General features: G+C 75.6%; 20 protein-coding genes. 17 read left to right on the top strand and 3 right to left on the bottom strand.

Annotation, left to right across the window (positions count from 1 at the left end):
- Nucleotides 1-12: 12 nt before the first annotated feature.
- The 3 genes from ACFYWL_RS14735 to ACFYWL_RS14725 all read right to left on the bottom strand — a co-directional run bounded on the left by ACFYWL_RS14735 (nt 13) and on the right by ACFYWL_RS14725 (nt 3,609).
- Nucleotides 13-954, bottom strand: coding sequence for a hypothetical protein (locus ACFYWL_RS14735; protein WP_386972289.1), 942 nt, complete (start codon nt 952-954; stop codon nt 13-15).
- A complete protein-coding gene (locus ACFYWL_RS14730; protein WP_386972286.1) occupies nt 951-2,033 on the bottom strand; it encodes a WxL protein peptidoglycan domain-containing protein in 1,083 nt (360 codons plus the stop codon). The genes ACFYWL_RS14735 and ACFYWL_RS14730 overlap by 4 nt, the downstream gene beginning before the upstream one ends.
- A 67-nt stretch (nt 2,034-2,100) precedes the next feature.
- The gene (locus ACFYWL_RS14725) at nt 2,101-3,609 is read right to left on the bottom strand and encodes an HtaA domain-containing protein (protein ID WP_386972283.1); all 1,509 of its coding nucleotides are present in this window, start codon (nt 3,607-3,609) and stop codon (nt 2,101-2,103) included.
- A gap of 193 nt (nt 3,610-3,802) precedes the next feature.
- Here ACFYWL_RS14725 and ACFYWL_RS14720 point away from each other — a divergent pair, with 193 nt between their 5' ends.
- From ACFYWL_RS14720 to ACFYWL_RS14640, 17 genes are all read left to right on the top strand, one after another.
- On the top strand, nt 3,803-4,639 hold the full coding sequence (locus tag ACFYWL_RS14720; RefSeq protein WP_386972281.1) for a hypothetical protein: 837 nt from the start codon (nt 3,803-3,805) through the stop codon (nt 4,637-4,639).
- Nucleotides 4,636-5,709, top strand: a complete 1,074-nt coding sequence (locus ACFYWL_RS14715) for a hemin ABC transporter substrate-binding protein (protein ID WP_386972278.1) — start codon at nt 4,636-4,638, stop codon at nt 5,707-5,709. Before ACFYWL_RS14720 ends, ACFYWL_RS14715 begins: the two co-directional genes overlap by 4 nt.
- Nucleotides 5,706-6,803 carry a FecCD family ABC transporter permease gene (locus ACFYWL_RS14710; RefSeq protein ID WP_386972276.1) on the top strand — a complete coding sequence of 366 codons (1,098 nt, stop codon included), beginning with the start codon at nt 5,706-5,708 and terminating at the stop codon, nt 6,801-6,803. Before ACFYWL_RS14715 ends, ACFYWL_RS14710 begins: the two co-directional genes overlap by 4 nt.
- Complete coding sequence (locus tag ACFYWL_RS14705; RefSeq protein ID WP_386972273.1) at nt 6,800-7,723, top strand: heme ABC transporter ATP-binding protein; 924 nt, start codon at nt 6,800-6,802, stop codon at nt 7,721-7,723. Before ACFYWL_RS14710 ends, ACFYWL_RS14705 begins: the two co-directional genes overlap by 4 nt.
- The gene (locus ACFYWL_RS14700) at nt 7,724-8,416 is read left to right on the top strand and encodes a heme oxygenase (biliverdin-producing) (protein WP_386972271.1); all 693 of its coding nucleotides are present in this window, start codon (nt 7,724-7,726) and stop codon (nt 8,414-8,416) included.
- A complete protein-coding gene (locus ACFYWL_RS14695; protein WP_386972268.1) occupies nt 8,413-8,808 on the top strand; it encodes a DUF2470 domain-containing protein in 396 nt (131 codons plus the stop codon). The genes ACFYWL_RS14700 and ACFYWL_RS14695 overlap by 4 nt, the downstream gene beginning before the upstream one ends.
- Nucleotides 8,809-8,937: 129 nt before the next feature.
- Nucleotides 8,938-10,953 carry an FAD-dependent oxidoreductase gene (locus tag ACFYWL_RS14690; protein ID WP_386972265.1) on the top strand — a complete coding sequence of 672 codons (2,016 nt, stop codon included), beginning with the start codon at nt 8,938-8,940 and terminating at the stop codon, nt 10,951-10,953.
- A gap of 94 nt (nt 10,954-11,047) precedes the next feature.
- Nucleotides 11,048-12,124, top strand: coding sequence for a class I SAM-dependent methyltransferase (locus tag ACFYWL_RS14685; RefSeq protein WP_386972263.1), 1,077 nt, complete (start codon nt 11,048-11,050; stop codon nt 12,122-12,124).
- Nucleotides 12,124-12,435 carry a hypothetical protein gene (locus ACFYWL_RS14680; protein ID WP_386972260.1) on the top strand — a complete coding sequence of 104 codons (312 nt, stop codon included), beginning with the start codon at nt 12,124-12,126 and terminating at the stop codon, nt 12,433-12,435. Before ACFYWL_RS14685 ends, ACFYWL_RS14680 begins: the two co-directional genes overlap by 1 nt.
- Entirely contained in the window at nt 12,435-12,821 is a 387-nt protein-coding gene (locus ACFYWL_RS14675) for a nuclear transport factor 2 family protein (RefSeq protein WP_386972257.1), read from the top strand. Before ACFYWL_RS14680 ends, ACFYWL_RS14675 begins: the two co-directional genes overlap by 1 nt.
- Before the next feature lie 128 nt (nt 12,822-12,949).
- Nucleotides 12,950-14,062 (top strand): ABC transporter substrate-binding protein, encoded by a 1,113-nt coding sequence (locus ACFYWL_RS14670; protein ID WP_386972254.1) that lies wholly within the window; start codon nt 12,950-12,952, stop codon nt 14,060-14,062.
- Nucleotides 14,063-14,088: 26 nt separating this feature from the next.
- A complete protein-coding gene (locus tag ACFYWL_RS14665; protein WP_386972251.1) occupies nt 14,089-14,913 on the top strand; it encodes an ABC transporter ATP-binding protein in 825 nt (274 codons plus the stop codon).
- Between the two features lie 12 nt (nt 14,914-14,925).
- Nucleotides 14,926-15,777 carry an ABC transporter permease gene (locus tag ACFYWL_RS14660; protein WP_386972248.1) on the top strand — a complete coding sequence of 284 codons (852 nt, stop codon included), beginning with the start codon at nt 14,926-14,928 and terminating at the stop codon, nt 15,775-15,777.
- Nucleotides 15,774-16,514, top strand: coding sequence for an SDR family NAD(P)-dependent oxidoreductase (locus ACFYWL_RS14655; protein WP_386972245.1), 741 nt, complete (start codon nt 15,774-15,776; stop codon nt 16,512-16,514). Before ACFYWL_RS14660 ends, ACFYWL_RS14655 begins: the two co-directional genes overlap by 4 nt.
- A 17-nt stretch (nt 16,515-16,531) precedes the next feature.
- Nucleotides 16,532-17,896, top strand: coding sequence for a M20/M25/M40 family metallo-hydrolase (locus ACFYWL_RS14650; RefSeq protein WP_386972243.1), 1,365 nt, complete (start codon nt 16,532-16,534; stop codon nt 17,894-17,896).
- Nucleotides 17,893-18,717 (top strand): alpha/beta fold hydrolase, encoded by an 825-nt coding sequence (locus ACFYWL_RS14645; RefSeq protein ID WP_386972240.1) that lies wholly within the window; start codon nt 17,893-17,895, stop codon nt 18,715-18,717. The genes ACFYWL_RS14650 and ACFYWL_RS14645 overlap by 4 nt, the downstream gene beginning before the upstream one ends.
- A 9-nt stretch (nt 18,718-18,726) precedes the next feature.
- Nucleotides 18,727-19,707 (top strand): EamA family transporter, encoded by a 981-nt coding sequence (locus ACFYWL_RS14640; RefSeq protein ID WP_386972237.1) that lies wholly within the window; start codon nt 18,727-18,729, stop codon nt 19,705-19,707.
- The last annotated feature ends 34 nt before the right edge of the window (nt 19,708-19,741 follow it).

Raw genomic sequence — 19,741 nt, 5'->3', positions numbered from 1 at the left:
GGACGGGTGTCCTCATTCCGAACGTAGTGCCCGGCGGCTCCGGCCGTCAACGGGGACGTGGTGCGCGTCGGCCGCTCCTCCTCCCGCCGCGACGCCCGCCGGGTCACGGCGAACGCCCTGGCCGCCGCCGGCGTGCCGGCGGCGGCCAGGGCGGGCGAGCAGCAGCGCCGCCGTGAGGACCGCCGCGGCAACCGGCAGGCCCCAGGGCCGCCGCGCGGCGTCCACCGTGAACGCGACCGGGCGGCCGGGCGTCTCGATCCGGCCGTCGATCTCGTACCGGCCGTACGGGGCCGCGCCCGTGGGCACCGTGATCCGGTAGTCGCGGGTGGTCCCGGCGGCGACGGTGCCGATCGCCGGGGCGGCCACGATGGTCCGGGCCCGGCCCGGGGGCCCGACCAGCAGCGTGAACGGCGGGTCGGTCACGTCCTCGGTGCCGGGGTTGCGCAGGCTGAACTGCACGGCCAGCTCGCCCGGCAGGCCGAACCATCCGCGCGGCCCGGACCGGTCGTCGGCGCGCAACGCCTCCAGGGTCAGCCCGGCCGGGACGCCCGGCGCGGCGGGCGGCGCGCCCACCCCGGCCAGTGGCAGGTCGGCGGTGGCGGCGGCCGTGCCGGTCGGCGTCCGGACGCGCAGCACGCAGGGGCAGGCCACCGGCGGGGCGGCCAGCAGCACCGGCAGCCGGGCGCGGCCGGACGGCGGCACCTGGGCGTGGACGGCGTCGCCGGTCGCGCAGTCCAGCGCCCCGCGCCGGGCGGCGTTGCCGCACACCTCGACCTGGACCGTGCCGGCGGGCCAGCCGTCGAGGCCGACCAGCACCCGCTGCCCGACCCGCAGCGGCCCGGCGGGCGGGGTGACGCCGGGCCCGCCGCCGGCGGCTCCGGCCGCCCCGGGCGTCAGCGCCAGCGCCAGGGCCACGGCTCCGGAGAGGGCGGCGGCGCGGGTCGGGGCGTTCATGCCGTCGCCGGCCCGGCGTCCACCGTGGCCGGCCCGTCGTCCACGGTGGGCCGCGGGTCGTCCACCGTGGCCCGCTCGCCGTCGCCGGGGGCGCGACGCCGCCACCACCGCAGCCCGGCCCAGCCGCCCGCAACCGCGAGCAGGGCCAGCGGAACCCACGGCGGGGCCCAGACCCTGGCGAAGCGCAGCACCGGGGGCAGCGCGGTGTCCGTGGTGGTGGCCGCCAGGTCGACCTCGGCGGTCAGCCGCAGCAGCGGGGGTACGCCGGTGATCCGCTCGGTGACGGTGAAGGTGCCGCCGGGCAGCAGCTCCGGCAGGTCGGTGGGGGAGGTGCGGGCCTGCTCCCAGCCGAAGGGCCCGGCGACGGCCACCGTGCCGCTGCCGGCGACCCGGACGTTGCCGGTGTTGCGCACCTGGTAGCGGACCACGAGGTCGCCGCCGGCGAACGGGTCGACCGGGTTGTCGTACGTGACGTCGACCGACTCGACGGTGACGGCGGGGCGCACCGGGCCGGTGACCCGCAGGTGGACCCGGGCGGCGAGGCGCTGGTCGACCAGGACCCGCTGCCCGTCGGCGGTGGTCCGGGCGCGGGCGACCGAGCCGATCACCCCGCCGGTGTGGTCGCCCGGGGTGGCGTCGGCCGGCACGGCGAGGCGGAACGGGATGTCGACCCGTTTGCCGGGCGGGACGGTCCAGGCCCGCCGTTCGAACCGGATCCACGAGCCCACGTCGGTGGCGGGCTGGTCGGCCGGCAGCAGCGCGAACGCGCCGTCGGCGGAGGTGTAGGCGTCGGTGCCGTACACGTCGAAGGTGAGCGGGCGGTCGCCGAGGTTGGTGATGCCGACGTGGTCGGTCAGGGTGCTGCCCGGGGCCAGGTCGTAGATGAAGTAGTTGCGCCCGGTCGGTCCCTTGGCGCTGGACGGCTGCACGGCCCAGCGTGCCGCGCCGGTCTGGCCGGAGCCGTCGGCGCTCGGCGACGGGGCGGGCGCGGCGTCGGCCGGCGCGGGCAGGGCCGTCGCCGTGAGCAGCGCGGCGGCGAGCGCGACGCTCGCCCGGGACAGGGCGGTGGGCAGGGGCATGCCGGGCTCCGCAGGTGGTCGGGCCGGTGGGACGGGCGCGGAGCCCGTCCCACCGGTGGTGCCGTGATCAGGAGAGGGTGAGCGTCAGGACCGCGGTGTAGTCGCCCGCCGGGGCGGACGCCGGGATCCCGAGGTTGAGCTGGGCGCCGCAGCCGAAGGTGCCGTTGCTCGCGCCGCTGGCCGAGGTGCACAGCGCGCGCGCCGTGCCCAGGCCGACGCCGGGCGCGGCGGGCGCGCCCGGGGTGACCACGCCGGGGGTGCCGGCGAGGCCGTCGGTGACGACGGACGCGCTCGGCACCCAGCCGAGGTTGTCCGCGTCGATGCTGCCGCCGCCGGCCGAGGCGAAGTCGGAGACCTGCCCGACCAGGCTCCAGCCGGCGTTGGTGCCGCGCAGGTCGGCCACCGTGGCGGTGTTCAGCGCCCCGCTGGCTACCTGCCCGTTGCTGACCGCCGGCAGCGCGACCGTGGAGCCGGCCACGCCGAGGGTCAGCGCGCCGCCGGTGACGGTGGCGGTGATCCGCTGGTCGGCGTCGCCGCCGCCGACCGGGGCGCTGCGGAACGTGACCGGGGTGAAGGTGTCCTGGCTCCGGTCGGCCGAGCCGCGCGCGGCGAAGGTGATCACGTAGCACTGCACCCGCGTGCAGTCGACCTGCGCGCCGGTGCGGTCGGTGTAGACCGCGCTGATCGGCAGGGTGGTGCGGAACGTGCCGTCGGCCTGGAGCCGGTCGCGGGCCTCCGTCGGCTCGTTCGTCTTGTTCACCCACTTGGTGACCTGGAGGACGCCGGCGTTCGTCCAGTGCTCGTCGACCTTCGGGCCGAAGGAGACGTAGATGCCGGCCGCCCCGTTGGCCTCCGGGTCGAAGCCGCTGCCCTCGACCGTGATCGTCGCCCCGGCCGGGTCGACCCCGGTGGACGGGCTGACGTCGACCGACGGGCCGGCCGGCTCGCCGCCGCCACCGGTGGAGAAGGTGAACGACAGCGGGTCGAGCGCCGCGCCGGCGGCGTAGAAGCCGTTGAACGCGCTGGCGCCCTCGGCGGTCAGCGTCGCCGCCAGGTCGGTCGCGGTCACCGTGCCGCCGCTGCCGCCGGGGTTGCCGTCGGTGACGGCGATGGTGGCGATGGTGGCCTGGCGGACCGAGACCGGCTCGGCGGCGGTGGTGGCCAGGTCGACGTCCGCCTTCAGGGCGGCGGTGCCGCCGGAGACGGCGACCGTCGGGTTGGCCAGGGTGATGGTGAACATGTGCGCCGGGTACGAGAAGACGACCGTCCCGCCGTACCTGGCGTCGATGGCGTCGGTGCCGGCGTCGTACGTGCCGCCCTTCGCCGGGAAGGTGAAGGTGCCGTCGGCGTTGATGCTGGCCCCGTTGCTCGCCGCGATCGGCGGGTTGCCGTTGCCGGTGTTGACGTAGCTGCGGAACGACGCCTTGAAGCCCCAGGTGAGGCTGCCGGTGCTGATGTCGGCCCCGGCCGCCGAGGCGGGGGTGACGCCGACGAGGGCGGCCGAGGCGCCGAGGAGGGCGACCGCCGCCCACCGCAGCGACCGCCATCGGCCGGCACCGGTTCTGGATCGGACCATGCTGTTCCTTTCTCGCGCCCAATACGGACAGTGGTTGAGGTTAGGCAAACCTAACTACTGCGGCACAGGGGCGACAGGTTGGAGATCTTGGCCCGAAGAACCCCTTGTGAACTGCAAACTTCTGGCTTAGGTTAGGCAAACCTTAGTCACGGTCGGTGTGTCAGCCGACCTGATCCGTCATGTGGGGAGCCTGATGCGATCACTGCGTCGCGCCGTCCTGACCGCAGCACTGATCACCCTCGGTGTCGCCGCCGGTGCGGTGCCGGCCCACGCCGGCACCGGCCGAGGGGCCGGCGGTCAGGCGCTCACCGTCACGCCCAGCGGCGGCGTCGCCCGCTCGGGCGCGAGCGTCACCGTCTCCGGCACCGGCTACGACGTCACCAAGGGCATCTACGTCGCCTACTGCGTGGACAACGGCGCCGGCGCCGCGCCCAGCCCGTGCGGCGGCGGGGCCGACACCACCGGCAGCACCGGCGCCTCGCACTGGATCTCGTCCAACCCGCCGTCCTACGGGGAGGGACTGGCCGTGCCCTACGGCGCGGGCGGCTCCTTCCGGGTGACCCTCACCGTCGGCACCCGCATCGGCGACGTGGACTGCACCGTCCGCCGGTGCGTGGTGGCCACCCGCGCCGACCACACCCGCCCCGCCGACCGCTCCCAGGACGTCCGGGTGCCGATCACCTTCGCCGCGGCGGCCACCCCGGCCCGGTCCAGCGCCGCCCCGGCCACCACCGGGGCCGCCGGCCCGGGCGGCGCCGGACCCACCGCGCGTACCACCACCGCCGCGCCGCCCGCCGCCTCGGCCGCCGCCCCGGGCACCGCCGCGCCCGCCGGCAGCGCGGCACCGACCGCCGCCGGCGCCGATGCGGTCGCCGCCCCGGGCGACACCGCCGACCCCGCCGCCCAGGTCACCCGGGTCAGCGCCGCCTCCGGCGTCGGCGGCTGGTGGCTCGCCGCGCTGGCCCTGCCCCTGCTCGGGCTGATGCTGCTCGCCGGCCTGCGCCGCCGCCGGCGGAGGGCCGCCCCGTGACCCGCCGGGCGTCGACCCGCCGCGCCCTGACCCGCCGCGCCATCTCGCCCGGCCGGGGCCGCGCGCCGCTGGCCGTCCTGCTGCTGGTCGCCGGCGCCCTGGCCGGCTGCGCCGGCGCGACGGCCGGCGGCGGGACGACCCCCTCGGCGACCTCCTGCGGCCCGGTCACCGCCGCCCTGCCCGACACCGACGTCACCCCGCTCGACCCCGCGCCGACCCCGGCCCTGCCGGTCACCGTCGCCTCCGCCGACGGCGTCGCCACCACGGTCACCGACGCGACGCGGATCCTGCCGGTCAACCTTTACGGCTCGATCGCCGAGATCGTGTTCAGCCTCGGGCTCGGCGGCAACGTCGTCGGCCGGGACACCTCGACCACCTTCCCGGCCGCCGCGCGCCTGCCCGTGGTCACCCCCGCCGGGCACGACCTGTCCGCCGAGGCGGTGCTCGCCCTCGCGCCCACCGTCATCCTCGCCGACGACAGCATCGGTCCACCCGAGACGCTGCGCCAGCTGCGGGCCGCCGGCATCCCCGTCGTCCTCGTCGCCGCCGAGCAGACCCTCGACGCCGTGCCCGCGCACGTGCGGGCGATCGCCGCCGCGCTCGGCGTCGGCGAGGCCGGCGAGCGGCTCGTCGCCCGGGTCCAGGGTGAGATCGCCGCCGCCCGCGACGGCGTGCCCGACGGCGCGTCGCCCCGCGTCGCCTTCCTCTACCTGCGCGGCACGGCCGGGGTCTACCTGATCGGCGGCCGGGGCGCCGGCTCCGACACGATGATCGAGGCGGCCGGCGGGGTGGACGCCGGCACCGCGATCGGCCTGGCGAAGTTCCGGCCGCTGACCAGCGAGGGCCTGATCAACGCCGCCCCCGACGTGATCCTGGTGATGAGCGGCGGGCTGGCGTCCGTCGGCGGCGTCGACGGCCTGCTCACGCTCCCCGGGGTGGCGCAGACCCCCGCCGGGGCGGCCCGCCGGATCGTCGACATGGACGACGGCGTCCTGCTCACCTTCGGCACCCGCTCCGGCCGGGTCCTGCGGGCTCTGGCCGACGCGCTGCACTGCCGGGACCGGTCATGACCGCCATCGACACCCCACCGGCCACCGTGGACGCCGCGCCCGGCCACGCCCGCGGACGCCGGCCCCGGCGCGGGGCTCTCCTGCTCGCCGGGCTCACCGCCGGCCTGCTGCTGGTCGCCCTGTTCGCCGCCGGCCGGGGGCAGGTGGCGATCGCCCCGGCGGAGGTGCTCGGCTCGGTGCTGCACCGGCTCGGCCTGGACGTCGGCCCCCGCCCCGCCGCCCCGCACGGCGAGAGCGCGCTGTGGCTCGTCCGCTTTCCCCGGGTGGCGCTCGCCGCCGTGGTCGGCGCGGCGCTCGGCTGCTCCGGGGCGGTGATGCAGGGCGTCTTCGGCAACCCGCTGGCCGAGCCCGGCGTCATCGGCGTGTCCGCGGGCGCGGCCCTCGGCGCGGCCCTGGCCATCGTCACCGGCGTCACCGTCCTGGGCGGCTGGACGGTGCCGGCCGCCGCGTTCGCCGGCGGGCTCGCCACCACCTGGCTGGTCTACGCGCTCGCCCGCTCCGGCGGCCGGACCGAGGTGGTCACCCTCGTGCTCACCGGCGTCGCCGTGAACGCCGTCGCCGGCGCCGCGATCGGGCTGCTGATGTTCGTCGCCGACGAGTCCGGCGTGCAGGCCATCGCGTTCTGGAACCTCGGCAGCCTCGCCCAGGCGAGCTGGTCGGCCGTCGGGCTGGCCGCCCCCTGCCTCGCGGTCGGCCTGGCCGCCACCCTCGCCGACGCCCGCCGGCTCGACCTGCTCGCCCTCGGCGAGCGGTCCGCCCGCCACCTCGGCGTCGACGTGGAGCGGCTGCGCGTCCGGATGATCGTGGTGACCGCGCTGCTCGGCGCGGCGGCGGTCGCCTTCACCGGCATCATCAGCTTCATCGGCCTGGTCGTGCCGCACCTGATGAGGATGGTCGCCGGCCCCGGGCACCGGCTGCTGGTGCCGGCCAGCGCGCTCGGCGGCGCGATCGTGGTCATCGCCGCCGACCTCGCCGCCCGCACCCTCGTCGACTACCAGGAACTGCCGCTGGGGGTGCTCTCCGCGGTCGTGGGCGGGCCCGCGTTCTTCTGGCTGCTGCGGCGTACGCGGGACCGCGCGGGAGGCTGGGCATGAGCGGGCCCGGGCACCCGATCCCCTCCGGCGGAGCAGGTCTCCCGCGCGGGCGGGCCCGGCTGCGGCTGCTCGGCCGCCGGGCGGCGCCGCAGCCGCCGGCCCCGGCGACGCCGGGCAGCACCCGGATCCGGGCCGCCGGGCTGCGGGTCGCACGCGCCGGCCGGCCGGTGCTCGACGGCGTCGACCTCGCCGTCCGCGCCGGTGAGGTGCACGCCCTGGTCGGCCCCAACGGCGCGGGCAAGTCGACCCTGCTGGCCGCCGTCAGCGGCGACCTGCCGGCCACCGCCGGGACCGTGGAGGTCGACGGCCGTCCCCTCGGCGGGTGGTCGGCCGTGGAGCTCGCGATGCGCCGGGCGGTGCTGACCCAGCGGCATACGCTGAGCTTCCCGTTCGCCGTGGTCGACGTCGTCCGGATGGGGCGCGCGCCCTGGGCCGGGCGGCCCGAGCAGGCGTACGACGACGCGGTCGTCGCCGAGAGCATGCGGCGCTGCGACGTGATCCGGTTCGCCGCCCGGCCGTTCCCCACCCTCTCCGGCGGCGAGCAGGCCCGCGCGGCGCTGGCCCGGGCGCTGGCGCAGCGGGCCGGGGTGCTGCTGCTCGACGAGCCGACCGCCGCCCTCGACCTGCGCCACCAGGAGCTGGTCATGCGCATCGCCCGCGACCGCGCCGACGCCGGTGACGCCGTGGTGGTGGTGCTGCACGACCTCGCCCTGGCCGGGGCGTACGCCGACCGGATGACCCTGCTCGCCGCCGGGCGGGTGCGGGCCACCGGCACGCCGGCCGCCGTCCTGACCCCACCCCTGCTCAGCGAGGTCTACGGGCACGACATCGAGGTCGTGCCGCACCCGCGTACCCGCCTGCCGCTGATCGTGCCCCGCCGCCGGGGTCCAGCCCACCGCACCGTCGTTCCGGAGGAATAGATGAGCACGCCACCCATCCCGTTCTCGGCCCGGTTGCGGGCCGCCAGCCAGGGCGCCCACGCCGCCGCCGAGGGCCAGCGTTACGTCACGGCGCTGGTCGCCGGCGACGTGGACCTCGCCGGCTACGTCGACCTGGTGGTGCAGCACCACGCCCTGTACCGGGCGTTGGAGTCGGCCGCCGAGGCGATGCGCGACGACCCGCTCGCCGGGCCGTTCGTCGACGACGCGTTGACCCGGCTGCCCGCGCTGGAGGCGGACCTGGCCCACCTGGTCGGGCCGGACTGGGCGCGGCGGAGCGCACCGCATCCGGCCACGCTCGCCTACGCCGACCGGATCCGCGCCGTCGGCGTCACCTCCCCGGAGCGCTTCATCGCCCACCACTACACCCGCTACCTCGGCGACCTCTCCGGCGGCCGGCACATCGGCCGGGCCGTCGCCAGGCGGTACGGGCTGAGCGCGCAGGCGGGGGCCGGCTTCTACGCGTTCGACCGGATCACCCGGCCGAAGGCGTACAAGGACGCCTACCGGGCGCGGCTGGACGCCCTGCCGCTCGACCCGGCGGCCGAGGCGGCCCTGCTGGAGGAGGTGCTGCTGGCGTACCGGCACAACACGGCGGTCTTCGCCGCGCTGGCCCGGCACGTGCCCGACGCCGTCGCCGATGCCGACGCCGCGGCGACGGAGGCCGTGGCGTGACCGGCCGGCCGCACCGACCCGCGCCCCACGGCGCGGGGCAGCCGTCCGGCGCGGACGCCGCGCAGCCGTTCGACGCCGACATCGTGCGCGCGGTCTGCCGGCACATGAACGCCGACCACGCCGACGACTCGCTGCTGATCTGCCGCGCCCTCGGCGGCTGCCCGGACGCCACCCGGGCGCGGGCGACGGGGCTGGACGCCGACGGCATGGACTTCGCCGTCGCCGTCGACGGCATCGAGGTGCCGGTGCGGATCCCGTTCGCCCGGCGGATCAGCGAACGGGCCGAGATCCGGCGGGAGGTGGTCCGGATGCACGAGCGGGCGTGCGACGCGCTCGGCCTGCCGCCCCGTTCGGCTGAGAGAAACAGCAGGTCAAGGCCGGGTCTCAAGTGATGTTACTGAGTGGTAAGTCATTGACGGGAGGTGAACGGCAGTCCTAGCGTTCCTCTTGTTCGAACGGCGTACGGTCCACCCGAACGATCTGCGGTCGGGGGTCGGTAGGTCCAGACAGGAGGCCCGCGCATGGCCGACGAGAAGCTGCGGAAGCTCCTCTCGCCAGTCCGCCTCGCCTCGCTGACCCTGCGCAACCGGGTCTTCGTCCCGGGCCACACCACCAACTTCGGCCTGCACAACGAGCCCACCGACCGGCTCGCCGCCTACCACGCCGAGCGCGCCCGCGGCGGCGTCGGGCTGATCATCACCGAGGCGATCCGGGTGCACCCCACCAGCGCCGGACGCAGCATCAGCCTCGGCAGCTTCACCGACGCGAGCGTCCCGGCGTACCAGCGGGTCACCGACGCCGTGCACGCCCACGGCGCGCGGATCTTCGCCCAGATCATGCACGCCGGCCGGCAGGCCAACGGCGACGCCACCCGCACCGCCGCCTGGTCGTCCTCCCCGGTGGCCTGGGCCGCCGGGGCGCACGTGCCGCACGCCATGGGCCGCCGCGACCTCGCCACCGTCGTCGCCGCGTTCGCCGCCGCCGCCCGCCGGATGCGGCGGGCCGGCTTCGACGGGCTGGAGGTCCACGCCGGACACGGGCACCTGCTCCAGCAGTTCCTCTCCCCGCACACCAACCGCCGCGACGACGACTACGGCGGCAGCCTGGCCAACCGGATGCGGCTGACCCGCGAGGTGCTCGACGCCGTCCACGCCGCCGTCGCCGACCTGCCGGTCGGGCTGCGGATCAGCGCCGACGAGTTCCTCCCCGGTGGGCTCGACCCCGACGCGATGGTGGAGATCGTCGCCCGGCTGCGGGCCGACCACCCGCTGGCCTACGTCCACGTCAGCCACTCCGCCTACCACGGCAGCTGGTCGCTGGCCACCCAGATGGCCGACATGAGCTTCGGGCACGCGCCGTTCCGCCACCACGCCGCCCGGTTCTCCCGGGAGTTCCCCGACCTGCCGGTGCTGGCCGTCTGCCGGCTCGACAGCCTGCCCGAGGCGGCCGAGCTGATCGCGGCGGGCGAGGCGGACCTGGTCGGCCTGGCCCGCCCGCACATCGCCGACCCGCACCTGGTCCGCAAGGCCGCCGCCGGCCGGCAGCACGAGACCCGCTCCTGCCTGGCCTGCAACCAGGGCTGCATCGCCCGCGTCGAGGCCAGCCTGCCGATCACCTGCGTGGTCAACCCCGAGGTCGGCGTCGAACGGGCGTGGGCCTCGGCCTGGCGGCGGCCCGCCCCGTCCCGCCGGGTCCTGGTGGTCGGCGGCGGACCGGCCGGCCTGGCCGCCGCCACCGCCGCCCGCCGCGCCGGCCACCGGGTCACCCTCGCCGAGGCCGCCGACGACCTCGGCGGCCAGGTCCGCGTCGCGGCCCGGGTGCCCGGCCGGGAACGGCTCGGCCTGCTCACCCGCGACCTCGCCGCCGAGGCGCGCGCCACCGGCGTCGAGATCCTCCTCGGCCACCGGGTCACCACCGCCGGGGTACGCGACGGCGGCTACGACGACGTCGTGGTGGCCACCGGCTCCCGCCCCGCCCGCCGCCCCCTGCCCGGCGGGCCGCCCGTGCTCGACCTGTGGCAGGCGGTCGACCTGCTCGACGCGCCCGGGGCCGACGCCTGCGCGTACGTCGTCCTCGACGACGACGGCACCTGGGCGGCGTCCTCCGTCGCCGAGGCGCTGGCCCGGCGGGGCGCCCGGGTGCACCTGGTCTCCCCGACGGCGAGCCTCGCCGCCCGGATCACCACCTACTCCCGACTGGCGCTGCTGCGGCGCTTCACCGAACTCGGTGTCGTCGTCCATCCACTGCGGACCCTCCGCGCGGTGGACGGCGACACGGTCGCCCTCACCGGCCCACTGGCCGGCGTCGACGTGCCCGTCGACGGCGTCACCGCCGTCGTCGACGCCGGCACGCCGGCCGCCGACGACACCCTGTTCCGCCACCTGGACGCGGCGCCCGACGGACCCCGGATCCACCTCGTCGGTGACGCCAACGCACCCCGCACCACGCTGGAGGCGGTCTACGAGGGCCGGTACGCCGGCGCGTTCCTCGGCCGCCACGACAGCCCCGACGCCGCCGCGGTGGCCCTCGCCTACTGACCACGTCGGTGGCGGACCCCCGCCGGCACCGACCCGAGCATCCCCTCACCGAGCCGCCCGCCTCACCGGGACGGCGCGACGCAAGGAGATCCGCATGCTGGACATCGAGGATCGACTCACCCTCGACGAACGCTCCGCCGTGGACTTCGTCCTCGGCCTGCGCAAGCGCTGGGCGGACACCGTCTACCCCGCCCTCACCCGGGAGTACGCCGCCACCGGCGAACCCGCGGCCACCATCGCCGACGCCGGCGCGACCCTGCGCGACCTGCCGCTCTACCCGTGGTTCAGCCACCTGGAGCGGGTGCAGCAGAAGATGCTGTGGAAGACCGCCGGGGAGGCCGTCCTGGGCCGCCGCGACGAGCTGGCCGCCCAGCTCGCCGGGGTGCCGGCGCAGCCGCTCGGCGCGCTCACCCTCGACCCCGACATCGACCTGCCCGCCTGGTACACCGACTACGACATCCACATCCAGCCGGGCGGCTTCTTCTCCGACGACATGTCCGCCTACGTCTACGAGTTCGGCGCGCGCATCGTCATGCTGCGCGACAACGACGGCTACAAGTTCCACCGGCTGTTCACCGAGACCGCGTTGCCGGACCTGCCGGCGGCCACCCGGGTCGTCGACATCGGCTGCGGGTTCGGCAAGAGCACCCGCCCGCTGGTCGGCCGCTACCCGTCGGCGCAGGTCATCGGCGTCGACCTGGCCGCGCCCGGGCTGCGCCTGGCGCACGCCGAGGCCGAGGCGCAGGGGCTGGCCATCGACTACCGGCAGGCCGACGGGCGGGCCACCGGCCTCGACGGCGCCTCCTGCGACGTCGTCACCGGCACGATGGTCCTGCACGAGATGCCCGCCGAGGCGATCCGGGAGACGATCGCCGAGGCGGCCCGCCTGCTCAAGCCCGGCGGCGCGCTGCGCTTCCTGGAGTTCCAGCTCACCGGCGACCCGCTGCGCGACGCCACCGTCTACGAGCACGCCGAGCGCAACAACGAGCCGTTCTTCCACGCGCTGTTCGGCTCCGACCTGCTCGCCGTCTGCGCCGAGGCCGGCCTGGTCGACGCGAGCTGGACCCCGTTCGACGAGCGCCGCGACGGCGTACGCCCCGAGGGTTGGGGCGACCGGGTCGAGTGGCACTTCCCCTGGGCCGTGCTGGCCGCGACGAAGCCGGAGGCGTGATGAGCACCGAGTTCGACTACTTCGGCGACCCCCGCTTCGGCAAGCTGCTCGACCTGGTGCTGCAGCTGTCCACCGAGCTGCACGTCGACCGGCAGCGGTTGCGGGCGCTGGAGCAACTGCTCGTCCGCCGTGCCGTGCTCGGTCCCGGCGACCTCGACGGCTTCACCGCCGACGCCGACGGGCAGGCCGTGCTCGACCGGGAACGCGACCTGCTGCTGACCCGGCTGATGCGCATCCTCACCGAGCAGGGCCCGGCCGAGCACCCGCTGCGCGACCAGTGGGAAGCGGCCCTGAGCGGCAAGAGCGGCTGATGGACGCCGCCGGGCTGGTCGACCACTACCTGCAACTCTGCGAGGACCGCGACCTCGACCGGGCCGGTCGGCTGCTCGCCCCGGGTGCGCTGATGGTCTTCCCCGGCGGGCGTCGCTTCGCCTCCCTGCCCGAGCTGGCGTCGGCGGCGACCGGCACCTACTGGTGGGTGCGCAAGCACCGCGACCGGTACCTGGTCGGCACCGCCGCCGACGACGGCGTCTCGGTGACCTCCCTCGGCCGCCTGTACGGGCAGTGGCCCGACGGCGAACCGTTCGACGGGATCCGCTACGCCGACGTGTTCGTCCTGCGCGGCGGGCTGATCGTCGAGCAGCACGTCTACAACGACCTCGCCACCGCCGTGGCGCGGCGGGACCCGTCCCGCTGACCCTCCCCGGGCCGCCCGGCCCACCGGCCTCACCCGCGGCCGGCCTCACCGAACCGTCCCACCCGCCGCGTGGGTCCCGCGCGGCTGCTCTTCCCTACTTAAAAGAACCCTGAGGACGAGGTGCCGATATGAAGCAGAAGTGGGGTGTGCTGCCGGCGGTGTTGGTCGCCGCGCTGGCCCTGGCCGGATGTGGGGGCTCCGGCGACGACGCGGCGGCCGAGGAGGGCGCGCCGGCGAAGCTGACCTTCGCCATCGCCTCCGCGGTCATCGGTCCCAAGGAGGAGGTGGCCGTCTACGCGGTCGCCAAGGAGCTCGGCTACTTCGCCGAGGAGAAGCTCACCGTCGAGACGATCAACACCGACGGCTCCGTCGCCGCCCTCCAGGCCGTCGCCTCGGGCAGCGCCGACCTGACGGCCGCCGACAGCGGTTCCATCCTCGGCGCGGTCGAGAAGAACGTGCCGGTGAAGGCCATCGGCGGCCTGGTGCAGAACTGGCCGTGGGTGATGGCGGTGAAGCCGGACAGCACGCTCACCGGCGCCGCCGATCTCAAGGGCAAGAAGATCGGCGTGATCAGCCTGGCCTCCGGCTCCGCGCCGTACGCCCGGGCCTTCGTCGCCGCCGCCGGGCTCGACCCGGCCAAGGACGTGGAGCTGCTGCCGGTCGGCGTCGGCGCGCCGGCCGCCGCCGCGCTCAACGACGGCAAGGTCGACATGCTGGCCCTCTACACCCAGGCGTACGCGGTGATCGAGAACTCCGGGATCACGCTGAAGTACCTCGACAACCCGGACGCCTTCGACGGCATCCGGTCGCTGAGCTTCGCCGTCGGCGCCCGCAAGCTCGACGACAACAGGGACGTCTACACCCGGTTCCTGCGGGCGGCGTACAAGGCGATGCTCTTCTCCGCGAAGAACCCGGAGGCCGCCATGCGCATCGGCTACCAGGTGTTCCCGCAGATCCTCGCCGGCAAGCAGGCCGCCGACCAGTTGCCGGCCGACACCCGCAGCCTCACCGCGTGGCTGAAGACCGCCACCCCGGCCGCGGGCACGCCCGACCAGTTCGGCGACTGGGGCGCGATCAGCGACCAGGAGTGGACCAAGACCCAGGCGTACACCAAGGAGGCCGGCCAGATCACCGGAAACGTGCAGCTCGGCGACGTGTGGGAGCCGGGCCTGCTCGCCGGGGCCAACGACTTCGACAAGGCCGCGGTGCTCGACAAGGCCGCCAACTACCCCGCCAAGTAGCGGCAGCGGACGCGGAAGGGAATTCGATGGCCATCAAGGCGATGGGTCGCCGGACGCAGCAGCCGGCACCGGTGTCGGAGGACTCCTGGATCGAGGTCGCCGGGCTGGACAAGCAGTACCAGCCGCGCCGGTCGGCGCCGACCCAGGCCCTGCGCGACATCAACCTGACCGTACGCCGGGGCGAGTTCATCTCGGTCGTCGGCCCGTCGGGTTGCGGCAAGACCACCCTGCTCAAGATCCTCGCCGGGTTGAGCCCGAAGACGGCCGGCACGGTGCGGATCGCCGGCACCGAGGTGGTCCGCCCCCTCCGCGAGGTCGGGATGGTGTTCCAGGCCCCCACGCTGCTGCCCTGGCGCACCATCTTCGACAACGTCATGGTGCCGGCGGAGATCCAGAAGCTGGATCCCGCCCGGCACCGGGCCCGCGCCCAGGAGCTGCTGGACATGGTGGGCCTGACCGGCTTCGAACGGAAGTACCCGCACGAGCTCAGCGGCGGCATGCAGCAGCGCGCCGGCATCTGCCGGGCGCTGGTGCACGACCCCGCCGTGCTGCTCATGGACGAGCCGTTCGGCGCGCTCGACGCGATGACCCGCGAGTACATGAACGTCGAGCTGCTGCGCATCTGGCGGGAGAGCGGACAGACCGCGGTGCTGGTCACCCACTCCATCCCGGAGGCGGTCTTCCTCTCCGACCGGGTGGTGGTGCTCAGCCCCCGCCCCGGCCGGATCGCCGAGATCCTCAGCATCGACCTGGACCGGCCCCGCGACCTGGGCGTCATGTCCTCGGACCGGGCGGGTGTCTACGTCGAACGCATCCGCCGCCACTTCAACGCCGCCGGCGTCATCGACTGAGGAGGTGCCGCCATGGCAGACACCGAGGTAGTGGACACCCCCACCGCGCCGGCCCCCGGGCCGGCGGCCACCCGGCGACGCCGGGTCGACCTGCGCGAACGTCCCCAGCTCTGGCTCGTCCCCACGGTCTTCGTCGTGGTCGTGCTCGCCTGGGAGTACGGCACGCGGCTGCTGGACGTCGACGAGTACGTGCTGCCCCGCCCGTCCCAGATCGTCGAGGCGCTGCACCGGCAGCTCACCGACGACCGGTTCTGGGGCCACTTCTGGGTCACCACCCAGGAGGCGCTGCTCGGCTTCGCCATCGGCGTCGGCGCTGCCGTGCTGCTGGGCACCTTCATCTCCCAGATCAAGGTGGTCGAGGCGACCCTGATGCCGTACATCGTGGCGTTCCAGACCGTGCCCAAGGTCGCCCTCGCGCCGCTGTTCGTGCTCTGGTTCGGCTTCGGGCTCAGCAGCAAGGTCGTCATGGCCGCCGTCATCTCGTTCTTCCCGATGCTGGTCAACGTCATCGAGGGGCTGCGGGCCGCCGACGCCGACCGGATCCAGATGCTCACCGTCTTCGGCGCCAGCCGGGCCCAGATCTTCCGGATGGTGCGGCTGCCCAGCGCGCTGCCGTTCATCTTCGCCGGCCTGGACATCGGCATCGTCTTCGCCATCCTCGGCGCGGTCGTCGGCGAGTTCATCGGCGCGAAGGAGGGCCTGGGCTACCTGCTGCTGCAGACCAACTACAACTTCGACATCGCCGGCATGTTCGCCGTGCTGGTGGTCCTGTCGGTGATGGGCCTGCTCGCGCACTTCGTCATCCGGCTGTTGCAGCGCCGGCTGGCCTTCTGGGCCGAGGACACCAAGGTGATCGGCGCATGAGCCGGCCCGGCGACGTCAACCGCTTCGACGGCCGGGTCGCCCTGGTCACCGGCGCGGCCCGGGGCATCGGCGCGCGGATCGCCGCCACCCTCGCCGAGCGGGGCGCGGTCGTCGCCCACGCCGACCTGGCCGACGTCGACGACCCCGGCGGGCCGCACAGCCGCCACCGGGTCGACATCCGCTCGGCGCGCTCCTGCGCGGGCCTGGTCGCCGGGGTCCTCGACCGGCACGGCCGGCTCGACCTGCTGGTCAACAACGCCGGCGTGGTCCGCCGGGGGCCGGCGGCCACGATGACCGAGGAGGACTTCACCACCGTCCTGGACGTCAACCTCACCGGCACGTTCCGGATGTGCCAGGCGGCGTACCCGGCGCTGCGCGCCGCCCGGGGCGCCGTGGTGAACCTCGGCTCCACCAACGGACAGATCGCCGTGCTGAACACCGTCGGCTACTGCGTCAGCAAGGCCGGCGTGCTGCACCTGACCCGGGTGCTGGCCCTGGAGTGGGCGCGCGACGCCATTCGGGTCAACGCGGTCGGTCCGACCATCGTCCCCACCGACATGACCACCGACGTGCGCGGCGACGCCGCGTACCTCGCCGAGAAGCTGGCCACCATCCCGCTCGGGCGGATGGCGCACCCCGACGACGTCGCCAACGCCGTCGCCTACCTGCTCAGCGACGCCGCCGCGATGGTCACCGGCCAGACCGTCTTCGTCGACGGCGGCGTCACCATCCACTGAGCCACGCGGAGGAACCCATGCCCCACCCGGACACCGCCGCCGCGCTCGCCGCGGTGGACACCCACCTCGACGAGTTCGTCGCCGAGCTCCAGCAGCTCTGCCGCATCCGCAGCCGCCGGCAGGAGCCCGACCAGATGGCGGCCACCGCCCGGTTCATCGCCGACTCCGTGCGCCGCTGGGGCGGCCAGGCCGAGATCATCGAGTGGGAGCAGTCCCACCCGTACGTGCTGGCCGAGATCCCCGGCGCGGGGCGGCGCAGGCTGCTGCACTTCACCCACTACGACGTCGAGGTCGAACCGGCCGGCGACGACGCCGACTGGATCAGCCCGCCGTACGCGGCCGAGATCCACGACGGCCGCCTCTACGCCCGGGGCGTCGCCGACGACAAGGGCGCGCTGATGTCGCGCATCCACGCGGTGGCCGCCTGGCGGCTGGCGGGCCTGACCCCGCCGGTCACCAGCCGGTTCATCTTCGAGGGCAAGCAGTGGCTGCACAGCCCCGGCCTCGGCTCGTTCTGCGCGGCGTACGCCGACCGGCTGGCCAGCGACGCGGCGCTGTGGGAGAACTCCTGGCGCGACGGGCAGGACCGGCCGCTGCTCAAGCTCGCCGAGAAGGGCGTGCTCTACCTGCGGCTCACCGTCCGCACCCTGCCCCGGGACCTGACCAGCCAGAACACCGCGCTGCTGCCGGCCGCGACGGCCCGGCTCGCCGCCGCCCTGGCGCAGTTGCAGCGCCCCGACGGCACGGTCACCGTGCCCGGCTTCGCCGACGACGTGCGCCCGCTCACCGACGCCGAACGCGACCTGCTCGACCAGGTGGAGTTCGACGGCGACTTCCTGCGCGAGCGGGCCGGCGTGCGCGGCTTCACCGGCGGGCTGGACGACCGGCAGGCCGCCGTGGCGATCCGCACCGTGCCGACGCTGACCGTGACCGGCATCGCCGGCGGCGACATGCGCGACGACGTCACCCTCGGCATCCCCGCCACGGCCGCCGCGAAGGTCGAGATCCGGCTGGTGCCCGGCCAGGACCCGCAGCGGGTGCTCGCCGCCGTCCGCGACCACCTCGCCGCCACCGGCTTCGGCGACGTCGACATCGAGGTCATGGCGACCAGCCGGCCCAACATGACCGACCACCGCGACCCGTTCGTCGCCCTGGTCGCCGACGCCGCCCGCCGCGCGTACGGCGCCGAGCCCGTGATCGAGCCGTACACCCAGTGGATCGGCAACCAGGGTGCTCTCGCCGCCCGGCCCATCGTCGGCGTCGGCGTGTCCCGCGCCGACTCCGGGGTGGACGGGCCCAACGAGAACATCCGCCTCGACGACTACCGCGACGGCATCCGGCACGTCATCGAGGTCATGGCCGCCCTGGCGGTGACCGCGTGACCCGGGTGCGGGGCCGCGCCGCGCGCGGCTACGTCGACCTGCCCTGGGGCCAGGTCCACTACCGCCACGCCGGCACGCCGGGACGCCCCACCCTGCTGATCGCGCACCAGTCGCCGCTGTCGTCGGCGACCTACGACCTGGCGCTCGCGCCCCTGGCCCGGCGCGGGCTGCGCGTCGTCGCCGTGGACACCCCCGGCTTCGGGATGTCCGACGCCCCGCCGCAGCCGTGGACCATCCCGCAGTACGCCGCCGCGCTCTGGCAGACCGCCGACGCCCTCGGCCTGGACCGGGTGCGCCTGCTTGGCCAGCACACCGGCGCGGTGATCGCCGCGGAGGCCGCCCTGCGGGCCCCGCACCGGGTCCGCCGGCTCATCCTGCAGGGGCTGCCGCTCTACGACGACGCCGAACGCGCCCGCAAGAAGGCGACCTACGCCCCCGGCTACACGCCGGAGCGCGACGGGTCGCACCTGCGGGTGATCTGGGACCGGGTCTGGGGCCTCTACCCCCGGCTCAGCCCCGACGAGGCGGACCGGCAGGTCGCCGAGTATCTGATGACCGGGCCGGACTACGCCACCGCGTACCGGGCCGTCTTTGACCACCGGCTGGACACGGCCGCCCTGGCGGCGGTGCCGACCGTGCTGCTGCACGGCGCCGACGACCTGGTCGACCGGATGACGCCCGTGGTGCGGGCCGCCCTGCCGCACGCCCCGCTGGTCACCATCCCCGGCGGCACCGACTTCGTGGCCGACGAGCAGCCCGAGGCGTTCGCCGACGCCGTGGCCGCCCAGTGCGACCTCGACGCCCCGGCGGTGACCCCGTGACCCGGTCCCATGTCCGGCGCTGAGCCCACCGCGGTGGCGGCCCCGGCGGTGGCGGGCCCACCACCGGTGGAGCCGGCCGCGCTCGCCGCCGGGCTGGGCGCGGTCTACCTGCTGTGGGGCTCCACCTACCTGGGCAACCGGGTGGCCCTGGAGAGCCTGCCGCCGATGGTCTCCACCGCCGGCCGGTTCCTCGCCGCCGGGGCCCTGGTGCTCGCGGTGGTGGCGGCGCGCAACGGCCCGGCCCGGCTGCGCCTGCCCCGCGACCGGTGGCCCGGCGTGCTGGCCGGCGGCCTGCTCATGGTCGGTGCGGGCAGCGCGCTGCTCGCCGTCGGCCAGCAGCACGTGTCGTCCGGCCTGGCCTCCCTGCTCGTCGCCGCGATGCCGCTGTGGGTGCTGGCGATCCGCCTCGGCGGCGGGCAGCGGCCCCGGCCGGCGGCCGTCGTCGGGGTCCTCGGTGGACTCGCCGGGCTGGCCCTGCTGGTGCTCGCCGGGGACCAGCGCCTGCACCTGGCCGGGATCGCCACCATCGTGGCGTCCACCATGGTCTGGGCGGCCGGCTCGACGCTGACCCAGCGGCTGCCCGCCCCGGCCGACCACCTGGTCGGCACCGGCTGGCAGATGCTCGCCGGCGGCGCGGCCGTGGCGGTGGCCGCGTGGCCGGCCGGCGAGTGGCACCGGCTGCGCCCGGCCGAGGTCACGGGCCGCTCCTGGGTCGCCTGGACCTACCTGATGCTGGTGTGCACCGTCGTCGGGTTCAGCGTCTACACCTGGCTGCTGCGCCGCGCGCCCCTGCAACTCGTGGCCACCTACGCCTACGTGAACCCGGTGATCGCGGTGCTGCTGGGCATGGCGGTGCTCGACGAGCGGCTCACCGGCCGGCAGGTGCTCGCCGGCGTCGTCGTGCTCGCCTCGGTGGCGCTCGTCGTCGCCGTGGAACGGCAGCGGCAGTTGCGAGGATTGCCGCCGGGCACCCCCGCGACGCCACCGTGACCGGCGGTCGCCCTGCCCTTCCGCCCGCGTCCGC

It is taken from the genome of Micromonospora sp. NPDC002575 (assembly GCF_042889525.1).
Taxonomy (GTDB): domain Bacteria; phylum Actinomycetota; class Actinomycetes; order Mycobacteriales; family Micromonosporaceae; genus Micromonospora; species Micromonospora carbonacea.
This window is presented reverse-complemented; position numbering and strand designations above follow the sequence as displayed.

Bases quoted from the DNA above. Each gene is read 5' to 3' on its own strand.
- ACFYWL_RS14735 (WP_386972289.1), bottom strand. From the start codon at position 954: ATGAACGCCCCGACCCGCGCCGCCGCCCTCTCCGGAGCCGTGGCCCTG.
- ACFYWL_RS14730 (WP_386972286.1), bottom strand. From the start codon at position 2,033: ATGCCCCTGCCCACCGCCCTGTCCCGGGCGAGCGTCGCGCTCGCCGCC.
- ACFYWL_RS14725 (WP_386972283.1), bottom strand. From the start codon at position 3,609: ATGGTCCGATCCAGAACCGGTGCCGGCCGATGGCGGTCGCTGCGGTGG.
- ACFYWL_RS14720 (WP_386972281.1), top strand. From the start codon at position 3,803: ATGCGATCACTGCGTCGCGCCGTCCTGACCGCAGCACTGATCACCCTC.
- ACFYWL_RS14710 (WP_386972276.1), top strand. From the start codon at position 5,706: ATGACCGCCATCGACACCCCACCGGCCACCGTGGACGCCGCGCCCGGC.
- ACFYWL_RS14705 (WP_386972273.1), top strand. From the start codon at position 6,800: ATGAGCGGGCCCGGGCACCCGATCCCCTCCGGCGGAGCAGGTCTCCCG.
- ACFYWL_RS14700 (WP_386972271.1), top strand. From the start codon at position 7,724: ATGAGCACGCCACCCATCCCGTTCTCGGCCCGGTTGCGGGCCGCCAGC.
- ACFYWL_RS14690 (WP_386972265.1), top strand. From the start codon at position 8,938: ATGGCCGACGAGAAGCTGCGGAAGCTCCTCTCGCCAGTCCGCCTCGCC.
- ACFYWL_RS14685 (WP_386972263.1), top strand. From the start codon at position 11,048: ATGCTGGACATCGAGGATCGACTCACCCTCGACGAACGCTCCGCCGTG.
- ACFYWL_RS14680 (WP_386972260.1), top strand. From the start codon at position 12,124: ATGAGCACCGAGTTCGACTACTTCGGCGACCCCCGCTTCGGCAAGCTG.
- ACFYWL_RS14675 (WP_386972257.1), top strand. From the start codon at position 12,435: ATGGACGCCGCCGGGCTGGTCGACCACTACCTGCAACTCTGCGAGGAC.
- ACFYWL_RS14670 (WP_386972254.1), top strand. From the start codon at position 12,950: ATGAAGCAGAAGTGGGGTGTGCTGCCGGCGGTGTTGGTCGCCGCGCTG.
- ACFYWL_RS14665 (WP_386972251.1), top strand. From the start codon at position 14,089: ATGGCCATCAAGGCGATGGGTCGCCGGACGCAGCAGCCGGCACCGGTG.
- ACFYWL_RS14660 (WP_386972248.1), top strand. From the start codon at position 14,926: ATGGCAGACACCGAGGTAGTGGACACCCCCACCGCGCCGGCCCCCGGG.
- ACFYWL_RS14655 (WP_386972245.1), top strand. From the start codon at position 15,774: ATGAGCCGGCCCGGCGACGTCAACCGCTTCGACGGCCGGGTCGCCCTG.
- ACFYWL_RS14650 (WP_386972243.1), top strand. From the start codon at position 16,532: ATGCCCCACCCGGACACCGCCGCCGCGCTCGCCGCGGTGGACACCCAC.
- ACFYWL_RS14640 (WP_386972237.1), top strand. From the start codon at position 18,727: ATGTCCGGCGCTGAGCCCACCGCGGTGGCGGCCCCGGCGGTGGCGGGC.